Annotated in this window: 21 protein-coding genes; 6 read left to right on the top strand and 15 right to left on the bottom strand. The window is 61.0% G+C overall.

All coding sequences use genetic code 11. From position 1 onward, the window contains the following. Positions 1 to 8: 8 nt before the first annotated feature. Genes ACUYMZ_RS00735 through ACUYMZ_RS00690 form a run of 10 tightly spaced genes read right to left on the bottom strand, consistent with a single transcriptional unit; the run spans position 9 to position 10,821 of the window. Complete coding sequence (locus ACUYMZ_RS00735; RefSeq protein WP_481601757.1) at positions 9 to 1,784, bottom strand: type IV secretory system conjugative DNA transfer family protein; 1,776 nt, start codon at positions 1,782 to 1,784, stop codon at positions 9 to 11. Beyond that, positions 1,781 to 3,388, bottom strand: coding sequence for an ATP/GTP-binding protein (locus ACUYMZ_RS00730; RefSeq protein ID WP_481601756.1), 1,608 nt, complete (start codon positions 3,386 to 3,388; stop codon positions 1,781 to 1,783). The genes ACUYMZ_RS00735 and ACUYMZ_RS00730 overlap by 4 nt, the downstream gene beginning before the upstream one ends. After that, the gene (locus ACUYMZ_RS00725) at positions 3,388 to 4,896 is read right to left on the bottom strand and encodes an SCO6880 family protein (protein ID WP_481601755.1); all 1,509 of its coding nucleotides are present in this window, start codon (positions 4,894 to 4,896) and stop codon (positions 3,388 to 3,390) included. The genes ACUYMZ_RS00730 and ACUYMZ_RS00725 overlap by 1 nt, the downstream gene beginning before the upstream one ends. Next, a complete protein-coding gene (locus ACUYMZ_RS00720; protein ID WP_481601754.1) occupies positions 4,883 to 6,157 on the bottom strand; it encodes a TrbL/VirB6 family protein in 1,275 nt (424 codons plus the stop codon). Before ACUYMZ_RS00720 ends, ACUYMZ_RS00725 begins: the two co-directional genes overlap by 14 nt. Next, on the bottom strand, positions 6,154 to 6,888 hold the full coding sequence (locus ACUYMZ_RS00715; RefSeq protein ID WP_481601753.1) for a DUF8175 domain-containg protein: 735 nt from the start codon (positions 6,886 to 6,888) through the stop codon (positions 6,154 to 6,156). The genes ACUYMZ_RS00720 and ACUYMZ_RS00715 overlap by 4 nt, the downstream gene beginning before the upstream one ends. A gap of 28 nt (positions 6,889 to 6,916) precedes the next feature. After that, on the bottom strand, positions 6,917 to 7,186 hold the full coding sequence (locus ACUYMZ_RS00710) for a hypothetical protein (RefSeq protein WP_481601752.1): 270 nt from the start codon (positions 7,184 to 7,186) through the stop codon (positions 6,917 to 6,919). Beyond that, positions 7,183 to 7,809 carry a DUF6668 family protein gene (locus tag ACUYMZ_RS00705; protein WP_481601751.1) on the bottom strand — a complete coding sequence of 209 codons (627 nt, stop codon included), beginning with the start codon at positions 7,807 to 7,809 and terminating at the stop codon, positions 7,183 to 7,185. Before ACUYMZ_RS00705 ends, ACUYMZ_RS00710 begins: the two co-directional genes overlap by 4 nt. Before the next feature lie 38 nt (positions 7,810 to 7,847). Then, positions 7,848 to 9,371, bottom strand: coding sequence for a MinD/ParA family ATP-binding protein (locus ACUYMZ_RS00700; protein WP_481601750.1), 1,524 nt, complete (start codon positions 9,369 to 9,371; stop codon positions 7,848 to 7,850). A 41-nt stretch (positions 9,372 to 9,412) separates the two neighbouring features. Then, positions 9,413 to 9,925 carry a hypothetical protein gene (locus tag ACUYMZ_RS00695; protein ID WP_481601749.1) on the bottom strand — a complete coding sequence of 171 codons (513 nt, stop codon included), beginning with the start codon at positions 9,923 to 9,925 and terminating at the stop codon, positions 9,413 to 9,415. After that, on the bottom strand, positions 9,922 to 10,821 hold the full coding sequence (locus ACUYMZ_RS00690; RefSeq protein WP_481601748.1) for a CHAP domain-containing protein: 900 nt from the start codon (positions 10,819 to 10,821) through the stop codon (positions 9,922 to 9,924). The genes ACUYMZ_RS00695 and ACUYMZ_RS00690 overlap by 4 nt, the downstream gene beginning before the upstream one ends. Before the next feature lie 296 nt (positions 10,822 to 11,117). On the opposite strand from ACUYMZ_RS00690, the gene ACUYMZ_RS00685 reads away from it, so the two are divergent. Further along, positions 11,118 to 11,432, top strand: coding sequence for a hypothetical protein (locus ACUYMZ_RS00685; protein WP_481601747.1), 315 nt, complete (start codon positions 11,118 to 11,120; stop codon positions 11,430 to 11,432). 77 nt (positions 11,433 to 11,509) lie between these two features. Here the strand turns inward: ACUYMZ_RS00685 and ACUYMZ_RS00680 are convergent, their stop codons facing one another. Both ACUYMZ_RS00680 and ACUYMZ_RS00675 read right to left on the bottom strand, forming a co-directional pair. Further along, positions 11,510 to 11,896: a hypothetical protein gene (locus ACUYMZ_RS00680; RefSeq protein ID WP_481601746.1), complete on the bottom strand. Its 387-nt coding sequence runs from the start codon at positions 11,894 to 11,896 to the stop codon at positions 11,510 to 11,512. Between the two features lie 90 nt (positions 11,897 to 11,986). Next, a complete protein-coding gene (locus tag ACUYMZ_RS00675) occupies positions 11,987 to 13,078 on the bottom strand; it encodes an alpha/beta hydrolase family protein (RefSeq protein ID WP_481601815.1) in 1,092 nt (363 codons plus the stop codon). Between the two features lie 2,039 nt (positions 13,079 to 15,117). On the opposite strand from ACUYMZ_RS00675, the gene ACUYMZ_RS00670 reads away from it, so the two are divergent. Continuing rightward, on the top strand, positions 15,118 to 15,351 hold the full coding sequence (locus ACUYMZ_RS00670) for a hypothetical protein (protein ID WP_281452832.1): 234 nt from the start codon (positions 15,118 to 15,120) through the stop codon (positions 15,349 to 15,351). A gap of 390 nt (positions 15,352 to 15,741) precedes the next feature. Beyond that, the gene (locus tag ACUYMZ_RS00665) at positions 15,742 to 17,391 is read left to right on the top strand and encodes a MarR family transcriptional regulator (RefSeq protein ID WP_481601745.1); all 1,650 of its coding nucleotides are present in this window, start codon (positions 15,742 to 15,744) and stop codon (positions 17,389 to 17,391) included. A gap of 814 nt (positions 17,392 to 18,205) precedes the next feature. On the opposite strand, the gene ACUYMZ_RS00660 is transcribed toward ACUYMZ_RS00665, so the two are convergent. Further along, positions 18,206 to 19,141, bottom strand: coding sequence for a ParA family protein (locus tag ACUYMZ_RS00660; protein ID WP_481601744.1), 936 nt, complete (start codon positions 19,139 to 19,141; stop codon positions 18,206 to 18,208). A gap of 892 nt (positions 19,142 to 20,033) precedes the next feature. Between ACUYMZ_RS00660 and ACUYMZ_RS00655 the strand changes: the two genes are divergently transcribed. Further along, on the top strand, positions 20,034 to 20,759 hold the full coding sequence (locus ACUYMZ_RS00655) for an SOS response-associated peptidase (protein WP_481601743.1): 726 nt from the start codon (positions 20,034 to 20,036) through the stop codon (positions 20,757 to 20,759). Here the strand turns inward: ACUYMZ_RS00655 and ACUYMZ_RS00650 are convergent. Then, positions 20,756 to 20,959 carry a hypothetical protein gene (locus tag ACUYMZ_RS00650; RefSeq protein ID WP_481601742.1) on the bottom strand — a complete coding sequence of 68 codons (204 nt, stop codon included), beginning with the start codon at positions 20,957 to 20,959 and terminating at the stop codon, positions 20,756 to 20,758. The genes ACUYMZ_RS00655 and ACUYMZ_RS00650 overlap by 4 nt on opposite strands. A gap of 404 nt (positions 20,960 to 21,363) precedes the next feature. On the opposite strand from ACUYMZ_RS00650, the gene ACUYMZ_RS00645 reads away from it, so the two are divergent. Both ACUYMZ_RS00645 and ACUYMZ_RS00640 read left to right on the top strand, forming a co-directional pair. After that, positions 21,364 to 22,101, top strand: coding sequence for a GAF and ANTAR domain-containing protein (locus ACUYMZ_RS00645; RefSeq protein ID WP_481601741.1), 738 nt, complete (start codon positions 21,364 to 21,366; stop codon positions 22,099 to 22,101). 450 nt (positions 22,102 to 22,551) lie between these two features. Then, entirely contained in the window at positions 22,552 to 23,292 is a 741-nt protein-coding gene (locus ACUYMZ_RS00640; RefSeq protein WP_481601740.1) for an ANTAR domain-containing protein, read from the top strand. A gap of 57 nt (positions 23,293 to 23,349) precedes the next feature. On the opposite strand, the gene ACUYMZ_RS00635 is transcribed toward ACUYMZ_RS00640, so the two are convergent. Next, the gene (locus tag ACUYMZ_RS00635; RefSeq protein WP_481601739.1) at positions 23,350 to 23,634 is read right to left on the bottom strand and encodes a hypothetical protein; all 285 of its coding nucleotides are present in this window, start codon (positions 23,632 to 23,634) and stop codon (positions 23,350 to 23,352) included. Positions 23,635 to 23,725: the final 91 nt, after the last annotated feature.

Here is a 23,725-nt window from a genome sequence, read left to right as displayed (position 1 = left end):
CCGCTCCCCTACCCCGACACCCACGGATTCGCCGCCGCCGCCGTTGCCACGGGTGCGGGTTCTTCGTTGTGCTCTGGTTGTGGGCTGTATGTGGTGATGGAGGCTTCCACGGCGTCCTTGTGGGGGCCGGTGTACCAGGGCATGGTGCGGACGAGGGTGGCGGGTGCGCCGGAGGCAAGGACGACGGCGCGGCCGCGGTCGAGTTCGGCGAGGTTGGAGACGTCGAAAATACGCTCCTTTGATTCCTGCCGGGAGCGGCTGGACCCGGTTTTGCCGGAGGAGACGGAGACGTTGATGTAGCTGTAGTCCCCGATCAGGTCCGAGAGGGCGCGGAGGAAGCCTTCTTCGGCGACACCGCCGCCGTAGACTTTCACGTTTGCCGCGGACCAGATTTTCCGCATGTTCGCCTCGCCCCACAGTTCGACGCCTTGGGACCAGGACTGCAGGATGCCCATGACGATCAGGCCCTTGGAGCCGTAGTGGCTGAACTGGTCCGGCAGCCCGGCCCAGCGAACAACGTTGGCCAGCTCATCCAGGGCGAACAAGGCTGGCTTGGGGAGCCGGCCGCCGGAGCGTTCGGCCCGTTCTTCCATGGCTTCGGCGATGGCCACGGTCAGTGCCGTGGTCAGTGGGGCGGCGGAGCCGGCGCCTTCCTTGGAGAGGATGTAGATGCTCTCCCGTGAGGCTGCGAAGGCGTGCGGGTTGAACTGCCGGCGCCCGTCCGTGGCGACGGTGGCGCCTTGGGTGGGGGCGACCCAGCGGAGGGTGTTGCGGCTTTTGAGGCATTGGATCATTTTCTCGGCGGTGCCGAAGATCCCGTCGCGTTGCTTGTCAGCCAGTTTCAGCGTGGACTCCAGGCCCTTGTATTGCAGTTCGTAGTCGTGCTCGCGGAGGATTTCGATGGGTTCCTGGCTGACCTGCTCTGTCACCCACAAATACACCTTGGTGATCGGCAGGCCACCGAGTGCTGCGGCGAGGAAGTAGGAGGAGAGGATGTCTTCGGCTTTGGGGTCAAAGTAGGCATCGGGTTTGGACCCGGGGAGACGGGAGCCGACCGCGAAGTGCTGGGTGAGCTTGTACGCCTTCTCCTCGTCCGTGACATAGGACAGCGGGTTCCACCACCAGGTGGGTTCCTCCTGGGCGATCTTCTGCGGATCGAACACCCACACCGGAGCCACGGTTTCCCGGACCCCGCGCGTGCCGTCCACAACGTCGCGCTTGTTCGATGTCGACACCACCGCGCCGGGTGCGTCCAGGATCGCCGGCATCACCCGGGACGTAGACTTACCGGTCCGGGGCCCCCAGATGTCCAGGGACAGGTCTTCCCAGGACTGGACGAACTTCTGCCCCGTGGAAACAACCTTGCCCACGACGATGCCGGGGTTGTCCGCGATGCCCAGCCGCTCGGCTTTGGCCGCCGCGCCTTTTTCTGAGAAAGCGTCGAGGGCTTTGCCGCGTCCGAGGTACCGGGCCGCTTTATCGACCCGCGCCCGCCCGGAAGCGCCCTTCCGCCACGCCATGAGCACGACAATCCCCAGGGTGAGCACGACCCCGGCCAGGAGGCAGAGGATGACTGTCGCTTCGGTAGGCCATGGCACCCGGCCTTTGACCAGGTCCGCCACCAGGTCAATGGGGTGTACCGGCGGGGAGGGGATGCCTGCCACCCTTGACCCGAGATGCACCGCAGCGTACGTGCCACCGCCGACAACAACGATGACGCCGATGGCCAGCCACACCAACACCGCATCACCGACGCCCATTCCTTTACGGTTGGGTGCACTCATTCTGGTGCTCCTTCATTGTGCAGGACCGGGGCCGCCAGTTCGAGCGGGGTTTCAGGGATGGTGCTCCACTTGGCATTGGTGTCGTTGATGCCTTCCGGGCCCGTCTCCAAGGACGTGAGGGAGACCTGGACGGGGATCCCCGGGCGGCCGCCGACCTTGATGAGGAACTTCCCCCTGCCCGGGGGCTCAACATCGGCCCCGCGGGAGTCCCACGCCGGTGGGTCCTGCCAGCCGATCAGTTTCTGCTGCTCCTGACGCGACATAGGGATGGCGGAGGTCAGTTGCCGCATCTCCGAGGCTGGCAGGCCGCCGCAGATGACCATGCCGGAGCGTTCGACGAAGCCGCGGGCTTTCATCCGGTCGTCTTCTGCCGGCAGGGCCAGCAGGTCGGACATGGTGTGGGAAATCATGATCTGCCCCACCCCCACGGACCTGTTCAACCGGGTCAGGGCGTCCACCCGGTCCACCATGCCCTTCCCCGACCGGAGCGCCCGCCAGAGCTCGTCCAGGACGACGAAGTAGTTGCGCCGCGGTTCCAGCCCGGCGTCGGCCAGGGCATTGGCGACGTTGACGGTGCCGAAACCGTAGGACCAGCACGCCAGCAGCACCGCGGCCTGCAGGTCCGTTTCGGTCTCATCAATACAGGAGACATCGAAGACCACGGCACGGTCCCGGACCATCGGCTCGGAGGTGTGGCGGGAGAAGATTTCTCCGAGCTTCCCGCCCCCAGTCAGCCCGAGCAGGGTGGCCTCCAACGCCCTGGTCTCCTGCAGGTAGATGTTCATGTCCCCGCGGTCGAGGGCGACCTGCCGCAGCTCATCGGGGGCGGAGACGATCACCTCCAGCAGGTCCTTCAACACCGGCACGCCCTCAAAGCGTTCGTCGAGGATCCGCAGGGCACGGTCGAGGATGGTTTGTTCCTGGTCGGTGGGCGGGCTGTTGCGGCTGATCGTGATCAGGGAAACGACCATGGCCAGGCGACGGCCGTGCGCATCGGCCCGGACCCGGGCCGCGTCCTCATGGTGGCCGTTCTCTTCCAGAAGGTGGGCGGCTTCGACAGCCTGGCCAGGGTCGAGGATGTTCAGGTACCCGACGCCGCGGCCGAGCCGGATCACCTGACCACCCAACGCCCTGACGGCTTTGACGTGTTCGCCTTTGAGGTCACCGAGGATCAGCGGGCGGACTCCTTGGGCGGAGAGCCCGATGAACATCCGCCGCACCACGGTGGACTTCCCCAGCCCGGGCTTGCCCAGAATGAAGGCCGAAGGGTTGGAAATCAGCCGGGCCCGTTGGAACCAGCTGACCGGGTCGCAGCACACCGTGGCTTGGGTTTCCTCGTGCCGTCCCAGCGGGATACCGACCATGGGCGAGGACGCCCCGGAAGAGAACGGCCACAACCCGCACACCTGCACCGTCGTCCCCCGGTACTCCCTCACCGACGGGACCAGCCGGGCCATGCCCCCTCCGCGACCTTGCCAGCCCCGGGCACCCGGACCCACCTCACGGACCTGCCTCCTGGCTTCCTTGGAGGCGGGCGTTGTTGCGGGCTTTACTGTCTTTGCCGTTGTTGACGTCTTTGCTGTCAACAACCTGAGACGGGGCATTAGAGGGCGTCCTTGATCTCGGAGGGAACCATGCTGTGCTTCGGCAACACCAAACCAAGCGGCAGGGACGCGGCGAAGGCGGTGTCCTGGGATCCGTAGGCCCTGCGCAACAACACCCTCGCGGTGCCTGAGGTCTGCTCGATCGCGGCGACGGCATCAGCAAGGCGTGCTTTATCGACGACGGTGGCGGTGACAACCATGCCGAAGTTCACCAACCCGGCACCCTGAGCTTCCTCCTGGGCGGTCTGCGCCGCCGACCGGGCATCAACCAAGGCTCGCGCGGAGGGCCGGGTGCCGGCGGTGATGCGGACGTTGGCGTTGTTCTGATCCCGTTCGACCACCGCGGCGGCACGGGCCGAGTCCATCGGACGGTACAACAGCGAGACGCGTTTGCGGTCAATGTCCCCGTGCGGTGCCAGCAAACGGGACAGCACCGAGGAGTTCACCGACCCGCGCGGGGCGCCGGTCATCGTCCACGACACAGAAAACGCAGAATCGTGCCGGTAATCATCCCAGCCGGCCTGAGCCGCGGTCGGACCGACCTCACCCCACGTCAGGGACACCGGGGACCCGGCAACATGGGCCTGGTCGATGATCAACGCAGCCGGAGGATCGTAAGCGACCCGGACGACCTCGCACAACTCCTGCGCCGTCATGGGCCGGGCGATCCCGGCCCCGGTGGACTGCAACCGTGCCGACAAACCAGGGACCCGCGAAGCCAGGTCACGGGCAACATCCTCCGGGACCCGTTTCCTGGAGCCAGCCCGGATCGCGGCGTTGAACGTCAACGACACCCACGCCCGCACCGTGGCCGATCCTTCCGGATACGTCTCCACCACTTCTGTCAGCATGTCCCGGGCGAACGCCGGTGCTGCCGGGTCGATGTTGGCCATGACCTCATTCCGCAGCCGGTACCCCGAATCCGGGGCCGTTTCGACCGTGACGGCTGCGGCGTCCAGGCCTGCTTCGTCGGCCAGGGAGGCGAGCCAACCGCCCCAGTTCGCCACCCACGCATCGACCTGCTCGGGATCCACCAGCGAGGCCCCGTCAGGCTCGGTGGAGAATATCACCGTGTAATGGCCCGTGGCGGGCACATGCAGCAACGCGAAGGGGCGCTTGTAGGAGTCGGTGAACTCGTACAGGGTCGACTTCGCCGCCAAACCCGGCAACTGGTACATGCCCCACTCAGTGACTCCGAGCGGGCCCGCACGATACAGGTTCGTCCCGGAAGACCGGGAAAGCCTGAACGCCATCCGGGTACCGAACCGGTCCACGGCGGACTGGCCATGCTTGTCCTTAACCGTCAACAGCAAAGCCATCACACCGGCAACGGCAAGCACAACCAGACCTGCGAGCAAACCCCACACCGCGAAGCTCACGATGCCCACCAGGAGTCCGACAAAGACAATGACAGTGCCGATCGCACCGAGGTTGGCCAACCCGGCCGAGCGCGGCACCCGCCAGTTGCCATAGGACGGTTCTTTGTACTCAGTGTTAATTGCTGCCACTGGGGACCTCCCCCGTTGAATCCTGCACTGTCTTCTCGATCGCCTGGGACGACTTCGACGCGAGCTGCGCTCCGGCAGCTACCGCCGCGCCGGTCGGCCCGGCTGCCGCGCCTGTCTTGGCTGCTGCAGCTGTTCCCGTGCTGGTTGTTCCTGCCGGACTGGCACTGTTTGCTGCGGTCTTTCCTGCTGCTCCACCGGGGCCGGTGCTTCCCGGGGTTGGTTGCCTTCCCCTACTCCGGGGTCCTGCGGGTCCATCGGTGCCCTTCGGTGATATGCCGCCCTGCGGGCTGTTGGTGTTCTGGGTGGTCGCAGACGAGGAAGGCGTGGGTGAGGCGTTGCCCTTGCCGCTGCCGCCCGGGCCAAGGGAGACGGCACCGGTGGCGATCGCCCCGACAGCTGCTCCTGCCCCGGCGCTGCCACCGGCGGCCACGGCACCGACCATCGGGGTGACAAACCGCATCAGGGCAGGAAGGGCGAACAAGGCCACGACCATCAACGTGAATCCGGTGATGGGCTGAACCAGATTGGCGCTGTCGCCGCCCCCCTTGCCCATTAGCAGGAACGCGACCGAGTACACGACGGCAGCGGCTGGTTTGTAGAGGATGAAAGCGATGGTCCAACCCACTGCTTTCTGGAACCACTGTCTGCCCATCTCGATATTGGTGAACGCCGCCGTGGTGGGCAGGATCCCTGCGAGGATCACCAGCATGGCGCTGCGGACCACCATCAAGATGATCTGGACCAGCGAGGCGATCAGGCCAATCAGCCCAAGGACGATCAGGATGAATACGCCGACGCCGGTTTGATTCGTCATGACCAGGAGATTCATCGACTCGGCGAAGCCTTTGCCGTCCGTGGAGCGCTTGATGATTTCCGCAGCAAAGGCGTCGGCGGCGATCACCAGTAGAGAAATCACGCCGAGTCCCAGCCCGGAGACCAGGGTTAGGGTGATGAGGGATCTCAGCAGGTCTTTCAGGGGCGCGCCGCGCTGCTCCCAGATCAGTCGGGTGCCGCCAAGAATGACTGCCAAGACAGCAAGGGCCATTGTCCACGGCATCAGTTCGCTGTTCACGACAGATACAACGGGGCTTGCCGTTCCGTTGTGGCTGGCCAGGTTCACCGTCGGTGTGGAGACCCAGAAGGTCGACAACGTTGTTACCATCTGGCTCATGCCCTCAAGGATGGCCTTGGCCATGTTGCCCATGGCGTCGTCTGCAAGGCCCGAGATCCAATCACCGACCGGGTTCCATCCCGGCCTCATGCACCACTCCAGGGGATGAACCCTGAGAGGTCACGGATTTGCCTCGGTTCCTCCAGTGGCGCGCCGCTGTCGGCGACGACACCTTTCCAGTCCCCGTCTTGCCAGAGAAGGGTTGTACGGACGGACGCAAGGGCGCCGGTGTTTGCTTTGAAGGCCAGCTCAACAACGGCCTGATTCGCCGTGTATGAGACGTTGAATCCGGCAATTTGAACTTTGACGGTACTCGCCGGTGCAGCCGTTTGCGGTGCCTTCATGCCGGCGTCACGGCCTGGGCCTTTAGCGGCGAGCTGGTCAGCGATGGCCCGTTCTTTGGCAGGGTCGCTGCCAAGGGCCCAGAGGTTGACCGCTGCGTACAGCGCTCCTTCCGGTGAGTGAGCGAAGCACGACCTTATGCCTTGACTGTCAGTCTTGCCCGGACCGATTTTGGGGTCTGTCGGGGCCGCCATCGTGCCAACGAGTTCCCACTTCGTCGCCGGAGCCTTTCCCAAGGCCGTCTCGGTCGAGGAAGGCAGCCCACAGACGCTCTTGCCCGCCGCACCTGAACCGCTGGGTTTGGCCGTGGCCGGGATGTTCGACCCTGTTTGGGCTGGTTGGGCGTTCCCTTGTTCTTTGGGTATTAGGAAGATGATGACGGTTGCTGCGATCAAGGCGACGACCAGTGCGGTGGCAATGATGAAGCCGGGTGTGGTGAAGGGATTGGTCTCGGTGGTGGTCTCTGGTGATTGGTTCATGGGTGGACCTCCCGTTGTTGGTGCTGGTTTAGACGAAGGCGCGGACGATGCCGGAGGAGCCGGTGATGATGATGCAGCCCAGCAGGACCCAGCCAAGTTTGGAGATTGATTCACCGCCTTCGCCGCGGCGGAGCTGGATGACCAGGCCGATGCCGACGAGGATCACGCCGAGCACCCCCAGGACGAGGCCGATACCGGAGGCCCAGTTCAGGACGGTGAGCAGACCGCCGGCTTCGGGCGGAACGACGGGGGTCGGGTCGGGGATGACACTGGTGGTGATAGCGGTGACCAGGTTCATGATGAGAGGCCTTTCAGTTCAGTGGTGCTTGGGTTGGATTCGGTGGTCAGGGCGGTGATGTTGATGATGAAGCGTTGGTAGTCGCGTGCCGGTGGTGTCATCGTCGGGCCTTGGTGTCGCCAGGCTTCAACCCAGGGAAGGGCCCAGAGGCGGGGTGCTCCCCCGCCGACGATGGCGGTGAAGTCGCGGAGGGCTTTGGGTGTCCTGCCGGGCGCGTCAGCGAGGACGGCGAGGCCGAGCAGGTCCACGGCAGGTGCGGCGCCGGACGCCCATTGGGTCAGCGCGTTTTGGGCGGTGGTGAGCCCGCGCGTGTCGGTCCGGCAGACCAGCAACACCCGCGGCCTGGTGCCGTCCTGCAGGACAGGCCAGCAGTGCCCGGCAGGCCGTGCCCCTTTCAACAGGTCCGCGGTCCGGCTCTCCCCTGCTCCCCCGTGGGTGCCGACGACCCAGAGGGTTGCGGGGCCGGTCATGGTGCGGCTGGCCAGCCGGTCGGCGGTGTCGGGTTCAACCATGCCCTTGAGCGGGGCACTGATCACGGCAGCCGGTGGGACGTGTACGAGGCCTGTGGCGGGTTCGTCGTCCTCGGTGGGGCTGCTGATCCAAGGGTTCAACGACACCTGCATAGCCCCTCCTTTCTGTCCGTGGTTGTGTGGTGGGTGGTTTAGAAGCCTTGGGCGACGGCGGCTGCTGCGGCCAGCCAGGCCCGTCGGGTGGCTGGTTGGAGGGTGTCGTAGCGGATGGGGCCGTTGACCAGTGCCGGGTCGTAGGGGATCCGGACGACGGCGCGGACGAACGGTTCGAAACCGTCAGCGATGCGCTGGGCTTCGGCTTTTGCCCGTTTGAGGGCGTCGCCGGTTATGCTGCGTTTGGCGTCGGTGGATTCGGAGACGATGACGACGGCGTTGCGTGCCAGTTCTGCGTCGTGCCCGCCGCGGGATTCGAGGGTCTGCAGGGTCAGGCGGGCGGCTTCGGCCCGGTCTTCGATGGCGGTGACGGGGACGACGAGTTGGCTGGTGTGCTCGATCATCCTGCGCCAGTTCGCGGCCCTGGCGGTGTTGCCGGAGTCCATGACCACCAGCCGGTAGTAGCGGGTCAGGACCTGGTGGGCGATGTCGACGTCCTCGGCGGTGACTTCGTGGTCGCCTTCTTCGTTCTCATCTGAGCGCAGCACATCGAACTTGTCAGCGGTCTGGTGGTGCACGAATTTGGCGATTTCGGCTGCGTTCGTGGACGGTGAGAGAAGTTCGGTGGAGGAATCGATCAGGTCCAGGACGCTGCGGTTATGGGCGCCTTTTTCGGTGCGCCAGCCGAGGGTGCCTTGGGATTCGTTGTTGTCCCAGGCGACGGTGGCCGCGCCGCTGTAGCGGGCGAGGATGGCCGAGAGCATCACGACGGTGGGTGTCTTGTTGGCACCGCCTTTGCGGTTGACGACGGCGATGGTCCGGGGGCCGGGCCAGTGCTGGCTCACGGTGCGGATGTCCTCGCGCTCTGCAAGTTCTTCGGCCGAGGGATCCATGCGGAACCCGAGACGGGTGAGTGTCCCGCGCCAGCCCTGGGTGGCCGGTTCCAGTACCGGGGCGCTGACCAGGAACGAGGTTTCCTTCAAGCTGCGCCGCGTTGCAGGTGCCTCCAGACCAGCCACAGCCGCCTGCGCTTCGTCTGCATCAATAATCCGCTGCTTGAGTGGACCGCCATGCCCGGAGCTGCCCTGGGTATCCGTCGTCCCTTCAGCCTCTACAGGAGTAGGCGGCCACGGACTGCGGTCCACTGCCACGGCAGCCCCGTCGACTTGGACCGGCTGCGTGGGAGTGGCTGTCGGCGCAGGAGCTGCTACCGGGACGGTTTCAATGACAGCCGGGGCCGCGGTCTTGGACGTGGTCGCCGGGGCCTGCGGACGGCGGCGGGCCGGGCGGGGTTCGTAGGAGACGGATTCGATCTTGTTGTTCGGGTGCACGATCAGTTCCCCGTGTCCTTCGGGATCCTCGATGTGGACCCGGACCGGTCGCTGCAGCGTCTTCGCCTCACCCACGACGACGGCCAGGGCGCTGTTGCGAAGGTCCTGCAGGGATCCCCCGTCGGGGACGACGCGGGAGTTGCCGGCGACGACGACTTCGGCGGTTCCGTTGTCACGGACGGTGGCCTTGATGCTGGGAAAGGCCAGGACCTCAGTTGATGGACTACTCATGAACTTCTTCCTTTACGTGTGCGAGTAACGGGGGCCGGCGATTAGGACGCTGGTGGTGCCAGCCGGTTGACCTTCCACGGGGCGTCCTTGCCTGTGCGGAGCAACTGCACCGTGTAGGTCCCGGCGTTGGTCGGAACGGCGGCCGTGACGCCGTAGCCATTGGATTCATCGACGGTCAGCTTCGCCGGGCCGGTGACGCGGCTGGCCGGGATGTTGGCCGGGTCCACCGCTGAGTACTCGGCGGTGGCCTGGGGGGTGAGCCAACGGGCAAGATCGTTGGCCCACTGCTGGTCCCCGACCGCTGGGCGGGCGAAGTCCGCCATGGCCTTCTGCGCGACGTCCACGGCCTGATCCCTGCTGTCCTGATCCCACGCGATACCAATAGTGGGAGGAACGGTCCCGCCCGGTGCTTGCGGACCACTGTCCGCACTGAGGGAAACCGGAGCGGAAGGCGTGGCCCTTGTCTCCGTGGGTGCCGGTGTGGTGTTCGACGCCGGTGCGCATCCGGCGCACAGCAGAGCCACTGCTGCGATGAGGCCCAGGGGCTTTTTCACTTCTTCTCCTCGTGGTTGGGCAGGTACAGGAACGCGGAGGGAACACTGCTTTTCACGATCCGGGTGTAGTAGTTGTGGTCATCCGGGGGCGGGTTGCCGTTGTAGCCCTCCTCGACATAGGTCCCGTCATCCCTGACTTCCTTGACCACGGCCACATGCCCGAACGTCGCGTCCGATCCGCCCACACCGGGGGCGTACCAGGCCACAGCACCGACGCGGGGTGTCTTCCCGGAGGGCCAGCCTTTGGCGTCCCAGCCGGCCTTCCACGTCACAGCGGAGCCAAGGCCCTGCCCGTCCGGGCGGAAGTTCCCGTTGAGGAACTTGAAGGGGGCACTGGTGGACCCCATCTGCTGGTTGACCCGCCACAGGGCGAAGTCAACGCATTCGCGGTAGAACATACCCAAAGGCGACGCCGCGGCAGATCCTGCACCGACCTGCCTCCAGGTCGGAGAATTCTTCCACGGGTAGTCATCCCCCGCGCCGGACTCCCCCGGCATCCCGCAGCCGCCGCCTTCAACAGAAAACTTGCCGTCCGAGAGGGCCTGAACGATCCTGACCGCATCGGGCCAGTACTTCTGGTAGTGGTACGGGTCAGCGTTGCGCTGGACCTTGTTCCCGGCAATGCTCGGCTCCAGTAACTCCCAGCCCGGTACAGCCTGCAGCGCTTTGATGAAGTTCGTGGCACTGATGCTCGGATCCATCCGGTCCTTGTAGGAGCCCCATGCGCCGTTGACGCGCTGTTGGAACAAGCCACGTGAGTCCGGTCCGGGGCCGTCGCCACGGTCCAAAACACGAAGCCCTGACTCCCCTAGGGCCACCATGATGCTGATGGTCTGGCCCTTCACCGACAAATTCCGGGCCTTCCCGGCGCCCATGATGGCGGCTGCGTTCTGCAACTGCTCCCGTGAGTAACCCTCGACAGTCGTGTACGAAGAAGATGACCCTGCCCTAGGTTGGCAGGCGGTCGACGCCGGACTCTGAGGCGCAATGAGAAACAAGAGGGTGAGAGGCGAACTCGTGAGGCCTAGAAATACAGCGGCTAAGGCCATGACTTGTTGGGGTCTCATCAGGACTCGACGACCGTCTCTGAGTCTGAAGCCAAAAGCAGACCGATGATAACTCTATTGTTTAGTAATAGAGTTAAGTAAATTTGCTGTCGCTGGGGGCGTGCACTGTCCTGCAATATGGATGCATGCCGCGACTGATTAGACCGAAGCTGCCATCCGACGTAGAGATGGCGATTAGCTTCATGGGTAGTCGGGCGCAGGCAGATGTCGTGCGTCAGCTGACCATCCTCGGCCCCTCGACTATTGGCCGCTTGCAGACCGTAGTTGAGATCAGTCGGCCGAGCCTGAATCGTCTCTTGGAAAGCCTTGCGCTGCTGGGCCTCGTCGTGACGGATCCTCCCGAGGGTTTGCGGCAGGGGCGCGAGGTGACCTACGAAGTGCAGCAATCGAGAATCCGAAGCCTGTCGCGAGCATACCTGGACTACGTGGAGGGTCGTTGACGTCGACGGGTCTGATCGGTTCAGCCTGATAGCCATGGACCAAGACTAGCAGCCTTGAAACATGTTTCGAACATGGTTCAGGTTTCTTCTGAACTGTCCTTCTCGAGATCTTCAACATCGTCTAATAGGGCGTTAATTGCATCCAAGGTCTTGGCGTCGATATCACCTAGGGTTCTCGCCGCTATGTTTTTCAGCTTGTTACGCCGCATGCTTCTAAGGAGCTGTAGTTCCTTTTCGATGCGTTCTGGTAGCTCCCCGGTCTCATTAGTGAGATAGACAGGATCAATCTCGAAGAACTTTGCGAGTGCCACTAGCGCTTCAGCAGGCACCGTTTCCGGAGACTCTCCGGTCCTAATCCTCCACCACCTAGTTCTTGACAGCTCGTAACCGTGCTGCCGGACACCAGCTTGGATGTCCGCGAACTCGTACGGCTTGCCGCCCTCGGCTACAACGACGTCAAGCAACAGATTCACCTTGCGCGCAAGGGTTTCTGCTCGAGCAAGCCGATCTCGAGCAGTCTCACCGCCAGCCACTATTTAAACCCCATTCGGAACTTAGTCGGTAGGTCTCGCCGACTTGATTTGAGCCGTGAAGGTAGGGAATGACCTTCCATACCAACGACGAACTGCCGAATCCCACCCTACCGGGTTCGAATTCCACTCCTGCGTGTGGCCCGAGCATTCAAACTCAACGAGTTCGATCTGTCCATTGTGCCCATCGGCGATGTTTCTGGATGTCTTGATGGGGACCGACCAGTCATTGGCACCGTGAAGGATCAACGTTGGTACATCAAACTGCATTGCCACCCTTGAGGCATCCGATGTCTTGACGTCGATTGCAGCCCTTAGGCCTATCAGCCGGCTTACTCCCCTCGAAGCAAGTAGTGCTGCCACCCAGGATCCGACGATATCGGGCATCCCTTGGTGGCGCGCGTTAGCTCGAAAGACTGCTTCCCAGCTCAAAACGGGTGCCACCATGACCAGGCCCCTGATCATGCTTGCGAGATTTGATCGTTGGAGGGCATTTACAGCAATTGCGGCACCTAGGGACCACCCGAAAATAATGCACTGTGTTCCCCCTTGTTCTGCAACGAATCGAAGCGCTGCCTCCAGATCCTGCCATTCAGTTTCGCCAAGATGAGAATGGCCGTCATGGCTGCGAGGTCCTTCGCCGTCATTTCGATAGGTGATGACCAAGGACGTGAGAGCAAGGGAGCTTGCAGTTGTCACTCCGCGCAGGGTCTGACGCCTGTCCGAGCCCTGACCATGGATGTGGATCGCCCAAAAATCTGAGCCTGCATTAACGATCCATGCGGGAGCTGGCCCGAGAGCCGTCTCAACAACTACATCCTCGTACTTAGACTCGGGTGTGAATCTGGTTATGCCGCTCCAAGAACACTGCGAGTTTTCAGACAGAGAGGTGGGTCGATAAAGTAGCCGCCGCCTTACTACGGATGGGGTGGTAGAGATGATCTCACCAACAACGGCTGGTTCATCGCCTTCGCGAGAGTGAAGCCCGAAGGTACCCGGCAATGTCGTGCGCGTTGTGGCCGGAAGTTCAATCTCATCGCTTGAGACTCGGATTGGAATCAGGTCGTAGCGCCGTTTGTAGCCAGGTGTGACAGCTCGGCGCAAAGCCCAGGCCATCAACCCGACCGCAGCTGATATTGATCCGAGGAGCAAAGTGATGGGGGCTGTCATTTTTGGCGCCATGCCAAGCTCTCCAGAAAGGCAGCCGCCTCAGATAACTTTTCCACCCCAGGCGTACCTATTCGGACATAAGCGGATGGATCCCGGACCAAGGAGTCCTGAATTTCCACTACCATCCGATGCAATTGGTGACGCGGCTTGTCAGGATGATCAGGTACTACTCGTAGATCTAGAGTCAGCCCTCCGTTGCCCTGGATTGCTTTCGTCCAGACGGGTTGGAGGCCCCTCAGCACGGACTTCGTCTTGGCGGTCCGGACGAGTGCAAGAATCCTTCGAGTAGCCGGGGGAAGTGCCAGACCCGTGCACAATAGGGCAAAAGTTGTGGCGTTCAGCGCACTGTACAGGCCGTTAAGTGCGGACATCATTTGCAACTCACCCAATAGGTGTAATGCGTCGAACACCAGAACTTGTAGAACAAGGAGGAGGGCAGAGAGGCAGCCGCAACCTATCAAGCCGAACGCCCAAGTGTAGACGCCAGTGCTCCAAGATTTTCGGAACTTCAAGCAAGTGAATCCGGCGGTAGCCATGACACAACCGATGTACGCATATTGGACGACCGAGTAGAGTGCCGCTGAAGGTTGTGCTCCGTAGTCGCGCATGAAGGCCGTAGAGGTGGAAGGGGCGTTTATAAGCATGAAGAAAAGAGCCGTTAGGACGCCCGCTATTACCACGCCGCTCCTTCCCAATAGACGTGGGGATGACGCTCTAGCTGACGCAGGACTTGCCGCCCTGTGAATCGCCCTTGCTAGGAAGTAGACGCCCCCAAGCAGCAGAAGGTTAGCTGCCAGATCAATATAGTTCCGTCCACCGGATCTCTCGTCCACGTATCTGTATACCTGGTCCAGGTTAAGGACTAGAGAGGTTGTAATGAGAACGGACGACCAAAGGATGCTGGTGTCCTTCCCTTGACGCCGAGTCACGCCCATGACGAGCGTCAAGACGATCATGATGGTTGCAGTAAAAGTCTCCACTAACCAAAAACCTCCTCGAACGCGCCCGGTTCTTCCGGCGACTTTCTAAGTGCCTCAGCCATCATGTCCGCCAAGTACTCCGCGGATGCTTCCTCTACGGTCCTGAATTCGGTTCTCATAAGAGCCTTTCGGACAAGTTCTGGCGACAAATTTTGAAGGCTCTTATGGAGAAGAGCTCCTGCGCCAGGATGAGCATCATGCCGTAGAACCATGTGCGCCAATTCGTGCAATATGAACTGCTGCCGTTGCAGTTCCCAAGAAGTAGGAGGGTAAAAGACCCATTCTTGGCGCTCCCCCGGTACCCATAGCCCGCAGATGGAAGTGCCAACTAGTCTTTCGGTGGCGCGGATGCTTATTCGGCGTCCCCGAATCTTTTCGACAGCGCGCACGACCAGTTCGAGATCTAGCCGTTCCGGGAGTCCCAGGGCTTCAAAGGCTAGCGACGCTGTTTGGAAGGCTCGCTGGGACGTCGTTAGGGACAGTCCAGGCGGGATCTGCGTCACAGGAGACATCTCCTTAACATCTTTGGGTCAGCTAGGCTATGTTTGAAACATGTTTCAAACAAGTTTAGTGATAGGTCCGCCTCCCTGCGGCGAGCAAATCGGGGCAACCTTATCAAGGCGTCCCCACTCGCGCTTGTCACGAACCTGGAAAGGATTGCTCTGGTACTTGCGGGACGGCCTTGACGTGTGCCGGCCGGGAAGTGAGCACGCCGGCCGCGCCGGGACGTTCGCGTGCGGACCCGCGGGGGTGCCGTAACACTAAAATTGCTTCCCACGTCTCAGGAGCGCTGAAGAGTCGACGGCACACGCCGCATGCCGACCCGATTATGCACGACACGCTGACTGGTTTTCTGTAAACAAATCCCAAAAACAACCTCGGAACGATGCTAGGTTCAAGGCAGTCGATAGCTGTAAACAGAAACTCCGCACCCATCGGCTGCATGTGGCACTAACGATGAACCAGTTGCAACCACGCGTTGCACGAGATTCAAAGGACATGACAATGAGCGCAGTAATCAATCGTGGAGGCGGTAGACCCAGCAAGGGCCTCCGCAAATACATTGGCTTCCGCACCCCGGCCAAGACCGCGGAGGATGTTCATAAGATCGCTGCCGCCAAAGGCATGACTGTCACTGACTATGTCGCTTCTGCAGTCGACCGATCATTGCGCGAGGACTTGGCACTGCTGGATCAGTTCAGCCAGCAAGACGAGTTACCGATACGCATGGCCTCATAAACAAGGAAGGCCCGCACGAAGCGGGCCTTCAAAGCTGTAGATTCACGATCCGGAAAGCTTGCCGGCGAACAGATCGTAAATCGAAATCAAAGACCTTGGACAGGTCTCCATTTTTGTTGCAAAAACCGATCTTGCAGGATCGGTCCCTAAGTATTCCCTGGCAGGAACAAAATCATCGTACATCAGCACGCTCGCGTGCTGCCAGCACTCATACCTGCTGGCGTGTCTCGCGACTCCTCCCCCGGCTCCGATGCCGCACAGGCGTGGGCAGCACTTGCGCCTCTTCTCGCAGGTCAACCCCGCGTTAGACTGTCGCGCGACGGAGGAAAGACCTATCCGCAAAAGCACGAACGCGGCCTAACTGAGACGCTTCCCACATTTCCAGCTGCCGTGAAGATCTTCGGCAAAGATGGCACCTGCGCGGCCATTTTCCTCGACTTCGACTCTTCCGTAGCTGGTATCGATTCCGTTGATGCCGAAGTGCGTGCACTTCAGTCCTGGCTGCACAACTGTGGTGCTCGCTGGATCGAGGACCGATCTCCAAATGGCGGCCGTCACATCTACGTTCCGCTCAAGAAGCGTGTTTCCTTTTCCGAAGCGAGGGATTTTGTTGAGGCCCTTGGTACCCGCTACCGGACTTTGGACAAGACACCGCACCAGAACCTGATGCACGGGTGCATGAGAACACCAGGCTCTCCTCACAAACGTGGCGGGTATCAAGAACTGGCCATGAGTCTGAGTATGGCCTACGACGTCGCACGCCGCCCGAATAGCGAGCGTGTATGGCAAACCATGCGTTTGGAGCTGAAGCACGAGATCGCCGGCATCCAGGCCCTTAGGCGCAATGAGTCGCTTCCAGCTTCCGACGAAGGACTTGAGAGCCCCCAACCACTCAAGCGCATGTCTCGTCTTATGCAGCAGATAGCGCAGTCCGGCCTTTACGATGCGAACCGCTACGCCTCAGATTCCGAGGCTCGTCAGGCAATCCTGACAGCAGCAGCAGCGGCGGGCATGAAGCTCGTAGACGTTGAACGCCGGATATTCCAAGGAATCTGGCCGGGACTGGCGTCATTCTACGCCCGGTACCCGGCGCGCCACAGACTGCCGGCGATGAAACGCGACTGGACGAACGCTCTCCTCTACCTACAAAAAACGCAGGGCTCTAGGAAGACGAATGAGAATGCCCGTATATCCCCCACAAGCCAGCCAAATACACAGCCCCCGCTAACTAGGCCTCTAAGTTCTGACTCAAGTGCAGAGCACCGCTACATTCGGACCTGGAGAAGTGCTCTTGCACTTAGGGAACAGAGCTACGCTGACTCCCGAAATGGACTTGCCAGAAGGATGGTCTTGCGGGCGCTAGGTGAAGCCGCTCATATGACGGCATCACGATTCATCGAGTTTGGAGACCGCTCCTTGGCAGTCGCTACGGGACTCGACCACACGACTGTAGGTTCCCACTTAAGGGCGCTGCGTACTGAGGCGGATCCGTTGGTTACGCTGGTGGAACGCGGCAGAGGGACAAAGGGCGATCTTTACATGTTGTCGATCCCCCAGGCCCTTCAATCGGCTGCTGAGGATTTGTCCTGGCGGAAAGGAAAGCTCCATGCTTTGCGCCCAGTCTTCAGGGAGCTGGGCTTGCCTGCCGCTTTTGTTTACGAGGCTCTGGAACGTATCGCGGGGGGTCTCACTACCGCAGAAATCGTAGCCGTTACTAGGTTGTCACGAACAGCTGTTAGTGAGGCCCTGGACCTAATGGCAGCGTGGAATATGGTGTCGCGTGATTCACGGCGTTCATGGTCAGTGGTCTCCACAACGTCGTTGAGGGAACTTGCCGAGGTATTTGGGGTTCTGGAGGCAGTGGCTGCTCAGCTTCAGCGATACCGAGTAGAACGGACGATTTGGCGAGAATGGCTCTCGAAGAATGTTAATACGGTTTCCGAGCTCTTCTCCCCCACCGATGATTACCCATGGGAAGAATACGAGGGCCCACCAGATGAGTGGGCCCTCGCAAATATGGCTTTCTCACATGCATCTTGAAAACCTTGGAGAATATTTCAACTAGCTGTCCAACAGGTTTCCCCGCCTGACAATAAAGCCATAAGTCGTGCCATAAGCGATGCCATAATTACTATTGACCATCAGGCCTTAGGGAGTGGAAGCGCAGCAGAGGTCAGAAGATGCTTCTCCCCCACCCAAAGGCCAGTTTATTTCGCGAGGTATAGCCTGTAGACAGCCGACACGAGAGCACTACGTGAGGGCGCATTGAACTCGCTGACTTTCTCATCAAGCCAAGAAACCTGATGTCCGTCTAGACGGACCTGAATCTGAATGCCGGCCTCTCCCCTTCGGCGGGGGGCCCGTCGTGGCATGCCGGACGTTGAAGGGATGCTCTCAGCTCTAAATTCTTTAGCAATAGTTTCGGCTGATATCGCCTCGAAGGCATCCAGGAGCAAGTCGGCATAGGTTGTTCGCTCGGCGTGGATTGCTTCCTTGACCGTGAGTAGTAAGTCTGGTGCCAAGTAGACACCTACGTTGCGTAGTGCGCCAGGGACGGAATCGGAAGCTTTAGACTTTGAATGGTTCCCCTGTTTCCGCTGTGGTTGGTCATTCCTTTTCTGCGATTTAGCACTAGACGTGCCAAGCGCTTCGACATCGGTGACTACAGGAGTGGTCGCCTCAGGCAAATCGGGGACGACAGATATGGGTTGGCGAGCCGGAGCTGCTGAGGCGTCTGGCTGGATCTCGTCAGTTTTCCTGCGTTTGGGGGCCAGGAGCCCTTCCAGCTTTGCCCCTCGCGGAGAAACAGGGGCAAACGCTCCTGAAAGATTAGGACGGTCGTTGCTCATCAGGTTTATTCGCTTTCAATGGAGTTCAGTCGAGCGAGGATTTCGCCTGTCAGCTGCTCGAACTCTTCGGCTAGACCGCCAGCATTCCGGGAGAAAAAGCCGTCGGCTGGTTTCTCTCCGGCACGTAGTGCCTTCAAACGCTTCTTCTGGGCGTCGGTGACAGCTCCTTCTAGCTCATGGAAGAGCAGGCCCTTACGGCGTGCATCTGCGCTGGCGCTTTCGAGGTTTCGAATCCGTGTTTCGAAGACGGGGGCGACCTCGCCCAGCATCTCGGACAAAGTTTCACGAACGCTGCGTTCTAGACGCATCGACCTGGGTCCAACGCCAAAGAGCACTATGCCGGCTAGTTGCAAAGAGGGGTTCCGATCCCGGACTGCCATGAACCTCCGGGCGATACGCTCAACGCCGTCGATGCTCGCGTCGTCCGACTTGGTCGGTATTACTACGGCGCTTGATATGGCAAAGGCGCCTTCTACAAGCGTCCTCTCCCCCGGCGGAGTATCGATCAGGATCAAGTCGTAGTCATCTGCAAGAGGTGCCAGTACGGAGTAAAGCATGTCGCCAAAATCAGCGGCGTCTGAACGACTTGACCTGGAAACCATGAGACCTTGGATGTCCTCCAAGTCCTGTCCCCCAGGAATCACGTCGAGGTTCTCCCTGACGTTCCGGAGAACTAAAGGCGCGGTACCGGCAATAAGTGCCTGAAACAGTTCACGCCCCGTTTGGCGTTCAAAACCAAGGTCCCTGGCAAGATCCCCTTGGGGATCGAGGTCAACCATGAGGACACGTGAGCCAGCAAGTGCTACGTAGCCACCCACATTGGCTGCTGTAGTGGTTTTACCCACTCCCCCTTTGCCATTGGCAAACGAAATTACTCGATCTATGGCTTGTGCTTGGTTCACGTGCGGGCTACCCGTGGCTTGCAGCGACGATCGTGCCATTGGTTCTGACTCCCCTACTGGTTTTACTTTCTGTAGGTCAGCTTATGGCCCGTCTTATTTGTACTGCTGTTACGACACGCGTTTTTAGTCATGCCTGGTGTCAAGTTCTTTGTTCTACCTGACTTGTTGTTGTTTGTTCAGTGCGTCGTCACGCCTCAAGTGAAGTGAGGACGCTTGCCTGCGCATAAACCAGTGGTCATGCCGCAGGTAAAGTTGCGCTTAGTGTTCGGCGCCGTATGGGTTGGCTGGCTCGTATGCCTATGAGGCTAGATGTTGCGGGTCCTGCCGGGGACACCGTTGAGCGGTAAATGGGAAGTAAAGCCAGTCTGAAGGTTGTTTTAATCATGGTTCGACAGGCGGGGTAAATGGCGGTGGTTGCTATTGGCCTCCTCGTAATCTATCACATAGGACTTATGGCATAATTTATGGCATTAGCTGCCGTTTGAGGTGTAGTGCGGAGTCCTACCACACCCGATGTCGTTACGGTCGGGCCACCTACTACTTCTGGGCGCCCCATCGGCCATGGCTCTGATTGTCGAGTGATTCCTAGCGCTGATGCTATAGACGCCCACGAGAGGCCCGGCAGATCGTCCTAAAGCCACAGGCGCTGGAAAGTCCTATTCCGGCGGCAGCAAGCCGACGCTGGGCCGCTTGCAGGGCCTCCGTCGCGACGGTTTGACGGGCGGGCAGCAACCACTCCTCATTCATTACGACCTCCGCCGATAGCGGGGGAGTGGCGAACCCGAGGAAGGGAACAAACGCTTTTCTGCCAGCTAGATCGGCTTCAGATTTGGATATAACCCTGGACCATCGGGAACCGATCCAACCGCAAATAGCGGACGCCCTGCGCACAGTGGGGCTTCGGATGACGGTGCGGGGGAAGAATAGGCACATGTGCGGCCGTTACGTGATGTCCAGGGCAACGAGCGACCTGTTGAGCCATTTCGAGGCCAAGGAGGTCGAGGGAACTCCGCCGCCTCCGAGCTGGAACGTTGCCCCGACCCAAGGCGTGCCGATCGTGGCCGAGCGGTTGGATGAAGGCGCGATCGAGCGGCACTTGCTGATCGCCCGGTGGGGCTTGGTACCGTCCTGGGCCAAGGACATCAAAATCGGGAACAAGCTCATCAATGCCCGTAGCGAAAGCATCCTGAAGAAACCCTCTTTCCGGAAGGCCGCCGTCCGCCGCCGAGCCATCATCCCCGCCGAGGGGTACTACGAGTGGCAGAAAACCGGGGACGGGAAGAAAATCCCGAACTACCTCTTCTCCGAGGAAGAGCCGTTACTGGGCTTCGCCGGGCTGTACGAGTTCTGGCCCGACCCGGCACTGCCCGAGGATGACCCGCACCGCTGGCTGCTGTCCTGCACGGTCCTGACCACGACCGCGCAAGACGCGCTGGGCCATGTTCACGACCGGTCCCCGGTCATCATTCCCAAGGACCTGTTCAATGACTGGCTGAACCCGGACCTGACGAGCAAGGACGAGGTCAAGCACTTGCTGGACTGCCTGCCCGAACCGACCCTGACGCCCAGGATTGTCAGCGACCGGGTCAACAGTGTCCGCAACAACGGCCCCGAACTCATCGAACCGGCCAAAGCGCCCGAACCAGGCCAAGACTAAACCCCTAGCACCTTGACCAGCCCTGGGATGGTGTCGTGGCCGATGAGAGCAAGAAACCCCGATACCTGACCGTCGAGCAGGCAGCCGAGGAACTGAACGTCACCGTGGGAACTGAACGTCACCGTGATCCAGGTTAAGGCGCTGCTGAAAACCGGTGAGCTCAACGGCAGCCAGATCGGTGGGAGGAACATCTGACGCATGGGCACAGGGGACGTTGAAGATTTCATCACCGAGGCATACCGCCGCACCGCCGAACGCATCGCCACCGGGGACCTGCCCGAATAAAACAGGGGAGGACAGAAACGGTGTCCCGCCGGTGACTTTGGGGGTTGCCTCCGGCGGGACTCTCTTAAGGCTACACAACCACGTCCGGGGTACTGGTCGGGCACGGACTAAGACTATGGGCAGGGCATCGGCCGCACTGGCCTCTTCGGAGGGCACGCGGCTAAAGCCGTTGAGCTGTCAGGCGGCCAGCCAACGATCAATGGACGGTCAACGGCCGTTGATACCAGCGGGGTATGACGGGGCGCTTGGCCCGGTCACACCTGGCTCCCGGTGTGCTGGTTGCCGTGGTCGACAACAGTGGTCCTTCTAGGATGAAGTGATGGATACCGGGGAGCAGAGCGAGGATTATCAGCGACTGCAGGAACTGGTCGTCAGTACCGGGGACGTCAAAGGCTTCCTTGACGTCATGACAAGTCACGCTGCTGAGATCCTGAGCCGGGTGACAGGTGCACGGATTGAGTGCGCTGTAACTTTGCGCCGGCGCAAACGTCGGGCAACTATCGCTGGCAGCAGTGAGGCGGCGGTGGAACTTGACCACATTGAGCAGCAATTGGGCGACGGGCCCTGCATGGAAGCACTAGAAACCTTCTCACCGGTTCTGCTGACCGAGACAGTAACGGATAACCGCTGGCCGGCCTATTTGAAGGCCCTCGCGGCGGCCGGGTCCAAGAGCGTCCTCGGAGTCCCGCTCGAGCTCGGTGATGATTCCTCAGCCGCGCTGAACTTCTTCGCTCCCGCAACGGGGCTGTTCACGGACGAAGTCATCGAGGAAGCAACCGCCTTCGCGGGCATGGCCGCCCAAGTGCTGAACCTGGCGGTACGGATCTCCACGGCCGAGCTGTTGGTAGCGGACCTCAAATGTGCCCTCGAAAGCCGCACTCTTATCGGCATGGCCTGCGGGATCATCATGGGACAAAACAATTGCAGCCAGGAGCCGGCCTTCACCGCGTTATTGACAGCTTCACAACACCGGAGCCAAAAAATCAGCGACCTTGCCGAAAAAATCGTCAAGAAGAAAACTCCCGGAACCACCCCCGTTATCCACTTCGAGGGCTGAACCTCACAGTTCACAAGCACGCGCCGGCCCGTTCACACCGTACCGGTGAGGCGCAGAGGCCGGGATGTTCGTCGGGCCGATCTTGGCCGGAGGTGAACCCCTAGAGTCCAAGGACCAAAGGATTCCTGTAGACGCGCGCGCACGACCGGCCCCATCCCCTTCACCTGATCCGGCAACGGACGTAACGGACCTTTCCTGACCGGTGGGCTGTCTTAGGAGACCAAGGCGATGTCGAGCCATCCTGCCAAACAGTGACGATAGGTTCTGGAAGGGCCGTGAATTTTTCTCAGGGACTGGCGCCGTTTTTCCCTTGCTCTCCGCGACCTCCCGGGCGCAGCGTGAGGACTAGTGCAGTGTCTTATCGTCCGGGTGCATGGGCGGATGCGCTGGTGCCGGGTTTGGTTGTTGGAGCTGTTGAGGATCTGGCCTGGGTTTTCTAGATTTGTAAGCGTGCCACCCAATTACGCCGGGGATATCGAGCGGATCCAGGACCTGCTTATCAGCAGCGGGGCCCTGCAGGTGTTCCTGGATGGGCTTAGCGGGGTGGTTGCCGGGGCCGCCACCCGTGAGACCGGTGACCTGGTTGATTGTGCAGTGTCCGTGCACCGGTTCAAGCGGCCGCCGTTGCTCGCTGGAAGCAGCGCCATGGCTACTGAACTGGTCAGGTCTGAGCAGGAATTGAACGGTTGGCCTTATCTGGAAGCCCAGGTCGCCGGGGTGCAGGTTTTGTTGACCGGCTCAGGAACCGGGGAAGGGGAGGATCTTCGCAGTGAAACGCTGGCCTTGGCGGGGTACGCGAACGGTTTGACTGTGCCCATCGGTCTGGGAGATCGTGGTGAGGCCTTGCTTGTCCTTTTCGCTGGGAGCCCGGGAACTCTTACCGCGGAAACGACCACGGAACTGGCAGCACTGATCAGTATGGCCGGGCGTGCCCTTCAAATAGCGGTGAAAATGGCTGCCGCGACGGATATGCTTGCCGACCTGAAATCGGCTACGGAAACCCGCACGACCATTGACAGGGCCTGTGGAGTGATCATGCTGCAGAACCATTGCAGCCAGGAGGAGGCGTTCAGCATTCTCCGGCGGGCCTCCAGTACCCGCAACCAGAAGCTTCACCTCGTCGCCGCAGACATCATCAACCAGGCTGGCCGACGGGCGGAACCCCCTGACGCCCACGAAGGTCAGCTCTGACGAGCAGAGGACATACACCGCGCCGTCTGCTGGCTGTACCTGCTGGTAGGGCCCCCGTCACTCATCGACGCCGCGGCAGGGGCCGGCAGGACCAAAGAACTCCTGTGTTTCTGCCTGGTCGGGCCCGTGGATCATGCCAGCCGCTTCTGCCTTTTCCCGGATGAAACTTCTGTCCGCTGCAGTAAGCATGATCTGACCATGGGTGTCAACGTCGAAATGTCCCCGGGCCTGCGCCTGGATTCTGGTGGAGACTGCGGCTGGAATAAGAACGCAGCCTGTGTTTGAAACCAACCACGCCCGGACGTCGGCTTCAAGCCCGTCCCAGACCTCTGTGATGCCCATGCCCAACCCCGCCCTTTCTTGCCCGCGTGCCGGGAGCAGATCTCACCTCACGCTACTACTGAACAGAACAAACCAGACAGTAACTGCCACT

It is taken from the genome of Arthrobacter sp. T572 (assembly GCF_056780115.1).
This window is presented reverse-complemented; position numbering and strand designations above follow the sequence as displayed.

What these genes read in the sequence shown, in the direction of transcription:
- ACUYMZ_RS00735 (WP_481601757.1), bottom strand. Translation starts at nt 1,784, where the DNA reads ATGAGTGCACCCAACCGTAAAGGAATGGGCGTCGGTGATGCGGTGTTG.
- ACUYMZ_RS00730 (WP_481601756.1), bottom strand. Translation starts at nt 3,388, where the DNA reads ATGCCCCGTCTCAGGTTGTTGACAGCAAAGACGTCAACAACGGCAAAG.
- ACUYMZ_RS00720 (WP_481601754.1), bottom strand. Translation starts at nt 6,157, where the DNA reads ATGAGGCCGGGATGGAACCCGGTCGGTGATTGGATCTCGGGCCTTGCA.
- ACUYMZ_RS00715 (WP_481601753.1), bottom strand. Translation starts at nt 6,888, where the DNA reads ATGAACCAATCACCAGAGACCACCACCGAGACCAATCCCTTCACCACA.
- ACUYMZ_RS00710 (WP_481601752.1), bottom strand. Translation starts at nt 7,186, where the DNA reads ATGAACCTGGTCACCGCTATCACCACCAGTGTCATCCCCGACCCGACC.
- ACUYMZ_RS00705 (WP_481601751.1), bottom strand. Translation starts at nt 7,809, where the DNA reads ATGCAGGTGTCGTTGAACCCTTGGATCAGCAGCCCCACCGAGGACGAC.
- ACUYMZ_RS00700 (WP_481601750.1), bottom strand. Translation starts at nt 9,371, where the DNA reads ATGAGTAGTCCATCAACTGAGGTCCTGGCCTTTCCCAGCATCAAGGCC.
- ACUYMZ_RS00685 (WP_481601747.1), top strand. Translation starts at nt 11,118, where the DNA reads ATGCCGCGACTGATTAGACCGAAGCTGCCATCCGACGTAGAGATGGCG.
- ACUYMZ_RS00675 (WP_481601815.1), bottom strand. Translation starts at nt 13,078, where the DNA reads ATGGCCTGGGCTTTGCGCCGAGCTGTCACACCTGGCTACAAACGGCGC.
- ACUYMZ_RS00670 (WP_281452832.1), top strand. Translation starts at nt 15,118, where the DNA reads ATGAGCGCAGTAATCAATCGTGGAGGCGGTAGACCCAGCAAGGGCCTC.
- ACUYMZ_RS00660 (WP_481601744.1), bottom strand. Translation starts at nt 19,141, where the DNA reads ATGGCACGATCGTCGCTGCAAGCCACGGGTAGCCCGCACGTGAACCAA.
- ACUYMZ_RS00655 (WP_481601743.1), top strand. Translation starts at nt 20,034, where the DNA reads ATGTGCGGCCGTTACGTGATGTCCAGGGCAACGAGCGACCTGTTGAGC.
- ACUYMZ_RS00650 (WP_481601742.1), bottom strand. Translation starts at nt 20,959, where the DNA reads ATGCGTCAGATGTTCCTCCCACCGATCTGGCTGCCGTTGAGCTCACCG.
- ACUYMZ_RS00645 (WP_481601741.1), top strand. Translation starts at nt 21,364, where the DNA reads ATGGATACCGGGGAGCAGAGCGAGGATTATCAGCGACTGCAGGAACTG.
- ACUYMZ_RS00635 (WP_481601739.1), bottom strand. Translation starts at nt 23,634, where the DNA reads ATGGGCATCACAGAGGTCTGGGACGGGCTTGAAGCCGACGTCCGGGCG.